General features: G+C 38.4%; 8 protein-coding genes. 7 read left to right on the top strand and 1 reads right to left on the bottom strand.

What is annotated here, in order from left to right:
* Positions 1 to 386 precede the first annotated feature (386 nt).
* From A6B45_RS10180 to A6B45_RS10150, 7 genes are all read left to right on the top strand, one after another.
* Complete coding sequence (locus A6B45_RS10180; RefSeq protein ID WP_010000411.1) at positions 387 to 1,304, top strand: IS30-like element IS1070 family transposase; 918 nt, start codon at positions 387 to 389, stop codon at positions 1,302 to 1,304.
* Positions 1,305 to 1,360: 56 nt separating this feature from the next.
* Positions 1,361 to 1,984, top strand: coding sequence for a carbonic anhydrase family protein (locus A6B45_RS10175; protein WP_072614454.1), 624 nt, complete (start codon positions 1,361 to 1,363; stop codon positions 1,982 to 1,984).
* A 128-nt stretch (positions 1,985 to 2,112) separates the two neighbouring features.
* A complete protein-coding gene (locus A6B45_RS10170) occupies positions 2,113 to 3,054 on the top strand; it encodes an AEC family transporter (RefSeq protein ID WP_072614453.1) in 942 nt (313 codons plus the stop codon).
* 169 nt (positions 3,055 to 3,223) lie between these two features.
* Complete coding sequence (locus A6B45_RS10165) at positions 3,224 to 5,074, top strand: FAD/NAD(P)-binding protein (protein ID WP_072614452.1); 1,851 nt, start codon at positions 3,224 to 3,226, stop codon at positions 5,072 to 5,074.
* A gap of 107 nt (positions 5,075 to 5,181) precedes the next feature.
* Entirely contained in the window at positions 5,182 to 5,991 is an 810-nt protein-coding gene (locus tag A6B45_RS10160; protein WP_072614451.1) for an HAD-IIB family hydrolase, read from the top strand.
* Between the two features lie 55 nt (positions 5,992 to 6,046).
* Positions 6,047 to 6,910 carry an NAD(P)-dependent oxidoreductase gene (locus A6B45_RS10155; RefSeq protein ID WP_072614450.1) on the top strand — a complete coding sequence of 288 codons (864 nt, stop codon included), beginning with the start codon at positions 6,047 to 6,049 and terminating at the stop codon, positions 6,908 to 6,910.
* Between the two features lie 97 nt (positions 6,911 to 7,007).
* Positions 7,008 to 7,277 carry a hypothetical protein gene (locus A6B45_RS10150; protein ID WP_072614449.1) on the top strand — a complete coding sequence of 90 codons (270 nt, stop codon included), beginning with the start codon at positions 7,008 to 7,010 and terminating at the stop codon, positions 7,275 to 7,277.
* 167 nt (positions 7,278 to 7,444) lie between these two features.
* On the opposite strand, the gene A6B45_RS10145 is transcribed toward A6B45_RS10150, so the two are convergent.
* Positions 7,445 to 8,800 carry an FAD-dependent oxidoreductase gene (locus A6B45_RS10145; RefSeq protein WP_072614448.1) on the bottom strand — a complete coding sequence of 452 codons (1,356 nt, stop codon included), beginning with the start codon at positions 8,798 to 8,800 and terminating at the stop codon, positions 7,445 to 7,447.
* Between the last annotated feature and the right edge of the window lie 52 nt (positions 8,801 to 8,852).

The following is an 8,852-nucleotide window of genomic DNA, read 5'->3' as shown; positions in this document are numbered from 1 at the left end:
CTTGTGAAAGAGCATGTTAGTAAAAAACTAAAAAACGCCGTGAATAAACAGGTTGAGGATAAGTTTTTATAACATTGTGAATGTTAAAGAATTTATTAAGGAGTTATTTTATTTTCTGTTTTTTCTCTAGAAAGTTGATAAATATTTTTGGAAAAACCTTAATTACCATAGCTTTTGAGCTATTTTTGTTAGAAAAGTCAACCAAAGTGCATTAAGAATTATTTTCACAAAATAATTGATAGTGCATTATGAGCATATTGTGGGAACTTTCTTTGTTGTTGCTTTACTATATGGTAGATTGTAAAATTAAACCGAACACTTGAATAAAAAAGCCGCAGCGCCTTTAATGGTAATTGCCTAAAACAACCATAAAGGAACTGCGACTCATGACTAGTTTATCATCTCAAGAACGCACTGTCATTCAAACTTTACTCGAATTGAATTATTCTGTTCGTGCCATTGCGCGCTTTATTAAACGCTCTCCTTCAACCGTTTCGATTGAAATTCATCAAGTTACACCCTATAAAGCTGAGATTGCTCATGCGTTGGCATTGAAAAAACGTCATCTACGTGGTCGTCATGACACGCTAACACCAGCTATCGCTGTCTTTTTGAATCACCACATTGGTATATTGAAGTGGTCACCAGAAACCGCTGCGCATGTTTTAGGGTTACCTTTCAAAACGATTTATAATTGGCTCAATGCTGGTCGACTCAAACTATCATTGGCTGATTTACCTGACAAAGGTATCCGTCAAAAGCGTCAATCTGATGGTAGACGACAAGTATTTGTGCATGGTCGTTCGATTGAAACGAGACCTGAAAGTGTGAAAGCACGACAAACCTTTGGACATTTTGAAGTTGACACCATGCAATCGGGTAAAAGACGTGGCGATGTGCTGGTGACAATTACTGAAAGACTAAGCCGGCAACATATCGTGAGACAGGTCACTGGGCGAAATAGTCAGGCAGTGACACCAGTCTTAATTCGTTTTTTTCAAGGGATCAAAAATGCCAAGTCAATCACTGTGGATCGTGGGCGAGAATTTGCAAAATATAACGAAATCGAGCAAAAACTAGGCATTCCAGTCTATTTTGCGCACCCATATTCACCAGAAGAACGTGGGAGTAATGAGATATTAAATCGATACGTTCGTCGTTTTATACCGAAAGAACGCAAAATTGAAACAGTTAGCGCCAAAGAATTAGATCAAATTAATCATTGGATCAATGCGAGACCAATGAAAACACTCAACTGGCAATCACCACGAAAGGTTTTTCAGCAGTTTGCAGTGTTCGGTTAATTCTTGCAATCTACCATATATAAATACGGATAGTAAGAAATTTAAGAGGTACCCGGATGAAGCACTTAGATTATAGAGAACAAGAGAATTGGCGAGAGGCCGATGACACGATTTATCAATCACCAATTGATATTCCGTTGACAAGCATTCAACGACAAGAAAACAGTCGGTTGATTATTCATTTTGAGGATCGAGTCCAATCTGATGATCGAATTATAGGAGAACAGTTTTTAGTTCAAGGTAATTTGCGTGTTGATGGAACGGTATGGGAATTAGAAAGATTTCATTTTCATGATGGGGCAGAACATCTCATAGACGGTAAGAGGTACGATGCTGAGATTCACTTTGTTTTCCAACGTGACGATCAAACGTTAGTGTTAGCAGTCTTTGGAGAAACAGCAAATACTGCTAACGGTATCGAAGTGCAAAACATTTATGATGAACACGTTAATGCAGAAGGGTTAATGAAATTAATTCCTGACAATCGTAGTTATTATCGATACACAGGATCGCTGACAACACCGCCATTAGGGCAAAATATTAACTGGCTCGTTTTGACGTCAGCAATACAAATATCAAAGCAAGATAAAGCATTTTTACATGCTGATTATCCAAATAATTATCGTGAAGTACAAGACTTAAATGGGCGAGAAATCGATTTTTTTCCTGAAAAAAAATAATTTAACATGGTAGTATGCTCCTCATCGGTTTTATGAATATTTTTATATAGATGGTGCAAACAAAACTAGTAAATGATATGATGTTATGTGAATAATTTTAAAATTTCTCACATAAATGGGGCAGGGTTTTGAGCGTATTTTTACAGAGTATACAGGGCGTCTTGGTGATCCTAGTAATGGTTGCCATTGGTTATGGATTGGCAAGTGCAAAGTGGTTCACGGATAAAAGTGGCCAGATTATTGCACGTATCGTGACGCAGGTTGCGTTGCCGATGTACATGGTGAATACGATAACGCATGATTTCTCTAAGGGCGAACTGATACGTTTATTACCTGAAATTAAATTTCCAATTATCTCGATGCTAGTTTTATTTGCAATTTCGGTTGGATTTGCACGAGCTTTAGGTATTCGAAAAAATCGCCGTGGTCTTTTTCAATCAATGTTTTTCAATTCAAATACTGTATTTGTTGGCTTACCAATAAATATGGCTTTGTTTGGTGTTAAAAGTTTACCGTATGTGTTAGTTTATTACATGGTGAACACGACTTTTTTTTGGACATTGGGCACTTATCTCATCAAGCGTGATGGGGAAGGAGCGTGGAAATTTGATATCAGGGCAACGCTATCAAAGGTTTTTTCACCACCGTTGCTTGGCTTTATTTTAGGGATTATCTTTGTATGGTTAGATGTAAAGTTGCCAACATTTGTAGTTTCTGACTTACAATACATAGGTAATTTAACTGTACCGTTGTCGATGTTTTTCATTGGTATAGCAGTACAGCGTGCAGGATTGAGAAATATAGAGTTTAATAAGTACAGCTTAGGTATACTGTTTGGACGTTTTATTTTAGCGCCAATTGTCATGTTTTTTCTCCTATGGAAGACTGATGTACCGCATTTAATGAAACAAGTGTTTATCTTGCAGTCAGCAATGCCGGTTATGACCAATGCGCCAGTAGTAGCTAGTTTATATGGTGCTGATGCTGATTATGCAGCAATTATGGTAACTGAATCAACAATTCTTAGTTTGATAGTGGTGCCAATTCTTATGACATTGATAAATAACTAGTTGTAAATGAATGAATATACTAATTAACGTCAGCCTAATGGCTGTCGTTTTTGTGTTTCTTTATTCATTAAGCATTTTGAAAATATTTTTATAAACAACTATAATAATGGGAAACTAATAATAATAATAAAAGCGTTTAATAAATTAAACGTTCTGGAGAAGATAAAGAATGCAAGTAGCAATCATTGGTGCAGGTCCGCGTGGTTTAGCGGTTGCTGAGCGCTTGATCAATTTAGCTGATGACAATGTCCAGATTGATGTTCAAATATTTGATCCGCATGTCATCGGTGGACGGGTGTGGGATCCTTTTATTCCACAAAATAAATTGTTTTTAATGAATACAGTGATCGATCAAGTTACGCTGTTTACTGATGATTCAATCGAACGTGGCGGTAAGCCACTACATGGACCAACTTTGTTTCAGTGGTTAAAGTCAGACGCGCGTACTTTTTTGGAGAATCATTCAGAGTTTGATGATTCCTATGCAGCCGAAATACAACATTTAACGTCACCTAGTGATTTTGCTACGAGAGGCATGATGGGCATTTACGCGGCTTGGTATTTTGAATGGCTGAAAAAAAGAGTTCGTAGTAATCAAACACTAACCTTTACGCAGCAAAGAGCAGAAAACCTTACCCAAATTGGTACAAATTACCAAGTAGTTTTGGCAGATGGAACCCAAATTTTCGCCAATCAAGTTGTAATGGCCTTAGGGCATTTAAATAATGATTTAACGGCTGAGGAAGCTAAATTTAAGTCATTTGCAGACGAAAATGGTCTAAAGTATTTGCCACCTACGCATCCATCAGAGGCCAACCTCTCCGTATTATCGCAAGAAGATACAGTCATCATTCGTGGTCTCGGGTTAAGCTTTTTCGATTATATGGCAGGATTATCAATTGGAAAAGGGGGGCACTTTGAACGCGAAAAAGATGGTAATTTGACCTATCATTCATCCGGACAAGAACCGCATATTATTGCCGGATCTCGTAGTGGTGTGCCATTGCATGCGCGTGGTATCAATGAAAAAGAGGCAAGTGAAGTTTATGAGCCCATCTTTTTCACACTGCCAGCCTTAGAAGCTTTGCGCGCAACTGGACATGGACAAATCAAGTACGAAGATTTTGAAAAGTTGCTCGTTAAGGAGTTGACTTATAAACACTTGCTGAATAGAATCGACAATCCAACCAGCAATTTGACATACGATCAGGCGCAGGATTTGAAGCAGGCGTTACTAACGAGTGCTGATTTAAATGCAACAGCAGAATCATATGGTTTGATCGATGAACCACCTTTTGATATTGAGGCGATACGTCAACCGGCAAAGTATTTACCTAAGAGTGCTGATTATACGGAGTGGTTCTTAGACTATTTAGAAAAAGACATTCAAGATGCTCGCCTAGGCAATAAAAAAGCGCCTTTTGCAGGCGCTTTCGATATTTTACGTGATTTACGCGATCGAGTTCGTTTTGTAGTTGAGCACGATTATTTCTCTGCGGATGAATATGAAATATTTTTGAGTAAATTCAGACCGTTAGATGCTATGGTATCTGTTGGACCACCCTTAGAACGTGTCGAGCAGTTACGCGCCTTGATTAAAGCGGGAATTGTGGAAGTCATGGCTGCCAACATACAGGTCACCACTGAAGCAGGTGATTTTGTTGCTCGTGATGTTCGGGGTAACAAAGTGCAAGGCAATGCATTAGTTGAAGCGCGTGTTGGCATGACAAATATTGATCTATCAACAAACCCATTGATTGCTGGTCTGCGAGAGAAGGGCATTTTAGCAACTGCTATTTGGACACGTAACGATGGATCAACCTATAAATTGGGTTCAGCTGATGCGGATCGCCGTACCTTTGAGGTTGTTAATTCCAAAGGGGAGCGTATGCATAACTTATATATTTATGGTATCCCTCTTGAAGGAAAAAAATGGTTTGGGACAGTGATTCCACGCCCAGGTGTTAATACGGTTGTTTTGCGCGAAGGGGCATGGATTGCACAACAGATTTTGGCATAATCTTGATTGTTTCACGTGAAACAAAAAGACAGATTTGCTATACCCAGTTTATCAAGGTAGAATGAATAGCATATAGACTAGTAGACAGGTAAAGGAACTTTCCAACATTGACCATTCAGCTGATAGCAACGGATTTAGACGGCACGTTTTTGACGGACGATAAGAAGTTTGATCAAGCTTTGTTTCGTAATGTACTGCGTGAATTAAATAAGAAGCAAATTCAATTTACAATAGCCACAGGTGTTCATCAAGAACGCATTAATATCTTATTTAAAGATTTTCTTAATGAACCCTTGAATTTTGTCACCAATAATGGGGCACGTGTGGTGAAAAGCGATGGCACCGTGTTGTTCTCGAAAGTTCTCCCGCCGGTAACCCTGCGTAAAATTCAACAATTCTTGAATAACTATAGTATGCGTCCAGACCGTGGTTTGGTTTTTTCAACAGATGAGACCGCTTATTTGCCTTTAGATTTCGATATGGCAAGTAACAAGCGTTATTTTAAATACTTTAAGTACGTTAAAAGTTTCGATGACGTGCGTGAAATTAACGAACCAATCTACAAAGTCACTATGAGTTGGACAAACTTTGATGAAAAAAGGTTTTACGATGATGCCCTTGCATTCTTTGGTGATGATGTGCATATTACGGAAACAGGTACTGGGGCTATTGACATTGTTCCTGCCTATGTCAATAAGGCTGAAGGATTAAAAATGTTAGCTGAAAGTTATGCTCTTGACTTGTCTCATGCTGTTGCTTTTGGTGATGGCGGTAATGATTTGGAAATGTTAAACGCAGTTGGGCTGCCATATAAAATGCCAGATGCTGACATCATCGGTCAATTTAATGTTGCGTTGTCGGATAATAATCATAGTGGTGTTTTAAAGACTATTCAACAACTGATTACTACAAAGTAGCTATTTAAAAGCATTGCACATGGGTGTGGTGCTTTTAAATTAAGGAGGATGAAGTATGAATATCGGATTTATTGGTACTGGCGTAATGGGCACAGGAATAATTAATAATTTATTGCAAGCGGGCTATGAGGTATCCGTTTTCAATCGAACCCATAGCAAAGCAAATACAGTGCTCAATAATGGCGCTATCTGGCGAGATACACCGGCTAAAGTTGCTCAGTACTCGGATATTACTTTTACGATGGTTGGTTATCCAAAAGATGTTGAAGAAGTGTGGACGAGTGAAGATGGTGTTTTTGCTGGTGCTAAAGAAGGTTCAATTTTGGTTGATATGACAACTTCAACACCACGTTTGGCTGAACAATTGGCTCAAACTGGTGCTGATTTAGGATTCAAAGTGTTGGATGCGCCAGTTTCAGGTGGTGACATTGGTGCTAAGAATGGGACATTAACGATTATGGTTGGTGGTGAACAACAAGTTCTTGATGAGATTAAACCTGTACTAGGCGTTATTGGACAGCAAATTGTTCTTGCTGGTTCAGCGGGCAAGGGACAACACATGAAAATGAGCAACAATATTGGTGTTGCAGCAACCGTTATTACAATGGCAGAATCCTTAGTTTATGCAAAAGCAGCTGGGCTTGATTTAGAGAGTGCCTATAATGTTTGGCGCAAAGGCGCTGCAGGATCTTGGTCGGTCGATAATTATATTCCACGCATTTTCCAAGGTGATTATGCGCCTGGATTTTATGTCAAGCATTTACTAAAAGACTTACGAATAGCGTTAGACGCTGCTAAGGAAATGGATATAGATTTGCCCAATACCCAACTTGCCGAGCAACTCTTTGAGCGATTGAGTCAAGAACATGGGGATGAAGGTGTACAAGCGATTGTAAAATTGTGGGCTTCATTTGAATAGTCTTTTTGTGGCATAGACTGTATAAAATAAATAAAAATGACTTATATTAATTAGTTTTGCAAAAAAAGTGACGAACGTAAAAATTAAAAGGAAAACCATGTTCAAAACGGATAAGCGAAAATATTTATTGAATTTTTTAGAAAAACATCCCAATTTAAATCGCGCGGAAGAAAAATTAATCTCTGATACAACTAAAAAGCTGAATAATCCAAAAGTATCAGAATACAGAGCATTAACAAGTGTGACTAATGAACTTCGAAAACTATCTCTCAATCATAATTTGTCAAAAGATGGCAGAATATTGATGAAAAAATTACATCGTAATGAATGGTTCTGTGGGCTTCTTTGCAATCTGGGGCTCATTTGAAATTAAAAAGAACTTTGGTCAAAGTTTGACAGTGATGTAATTCTACTGTGTCTATGGTTTCGATCTTAGTCGACAAGGGCCAATAATTTAAATATAAAAATCATGCTACAAGAATAAAACACGACTCGCTGTAGAAAGTCGTGTTTTATTTGTATTCATTAAATTCATCAATAAGCTAATGTCAAGGCTTGTTTCTCAGCGACAGCGGCTAAAGCAACTTCAGGGATGTAGTTAATTGGTTGACTGAAGTTGGGTTGGAAGAAAAAGTCAGACATTGATAATTCATCAATTGTCATCTGTTTTTGAATGGCTATGGAAACAAGATTGGCAGATTGTGACACATCATGTTGAGACATAAACGAACCGCCAACAATTCGGCCAGTATCTTTTTCCCAAGTTAATGAACTAAGAACAGAAGTTGTACTTAACATAAAGTCGGGGCGATAATCACTTTCGATAACTGTTTCAATGACATCAAGACCTTTTTCTTTAGCAGTCGCACTATTTAATCCGGTAGCAACCATGGCCTGTTCATATAGTTCGACTGCGGAAGTAGCTTGTGTTCCGAGGTAACGGGTTGTTGGTTCAACAATGTTTTTACCGACTAGTATACCTTGGCGGATAGCGTTTGTAGCCAAGGGGATGTAATCAATTGCTTGGGTTGGATTGAAAAAGACGGTACTGGCATCCCCAGCGGCATAGACGTTGTCTTCACTAGTTTGCATATAATCGTTAACAATTATCGCACCATTTGGGAGTGTCTCAAGTTGACCGCTGAATAAATCGGTGTTTGGTAAGAATCCAATGCCTAGTATTGCAATATCAGCTTCGTATGAGCCATTTGGTGTGGTTATTTTGATACCGTTAGGCGTGTTTTCGAATTTAGATACAAACTGGTTGAGAACCACATCAACATTGTTTTTTTCGTATTCTTTTTGAATACGCTCGGTGAAAGCTGGGCCAAAATTTTTTGCCAACACGCGGTCAGCACCATCAATTAACGTCACTTGTTTTCCAGTAACAGAAAGTTGTTCAGCTAATTCAGCCCCAATGTAGCCAGCGCCAATGACAGCTACGCGCTTGAGATCTTTGGCAACGCTTTTGATACGGGTAGCGTCATCCCAAGATTTACAGAAATACACACGATTACTGTCAATCCCAGGAATATTTGGAATAACGGGCTTTGAACCAGTTGTGATAACTATTTTGTCAAATTGTTGTGTTGTAACCTCTTCTGTATCTAAATTAGTTACTGTTAATGTTTTAGATTTTAGGTCAGCTTCATTGACTTGATGCGCCATCAACATGGTAATACCTTGGTTGCGCATTGATTCAGGAGTTTCGTAAAACATTTTTTCAGGATCAGAAACATGATCACCAATCCACAAAGCTATGCCGCACGACAAAAATGAAACAGTGGTATTTTTTTCAAATACAGTGACTTCTGCCTCAGGATGCTCCGATTTAATTTGTTTGGCTGCATATACGCCAGCATGTGTAGCACCAATTATACCTATTTTCATGATGTATGTCCTCCGATTAGTAATTGTAATCTGTACATCAATTATAAGCTCA

The sequence above is a fragment of the Leuconostoc suionicum genome, from assembly GCF_001891125.1.
Lineage (GTDB): Bacteria > Bacillota > Bacilli > Lactobacillales > Lactobacillaceae > Leuconostoc > Leuconostoc suionicum.
The sequence above is the reverse complement of the archived record's forward strand: the minus strand, read 5'-3'. Positions and strand labels throughout refer to the sequence as shown.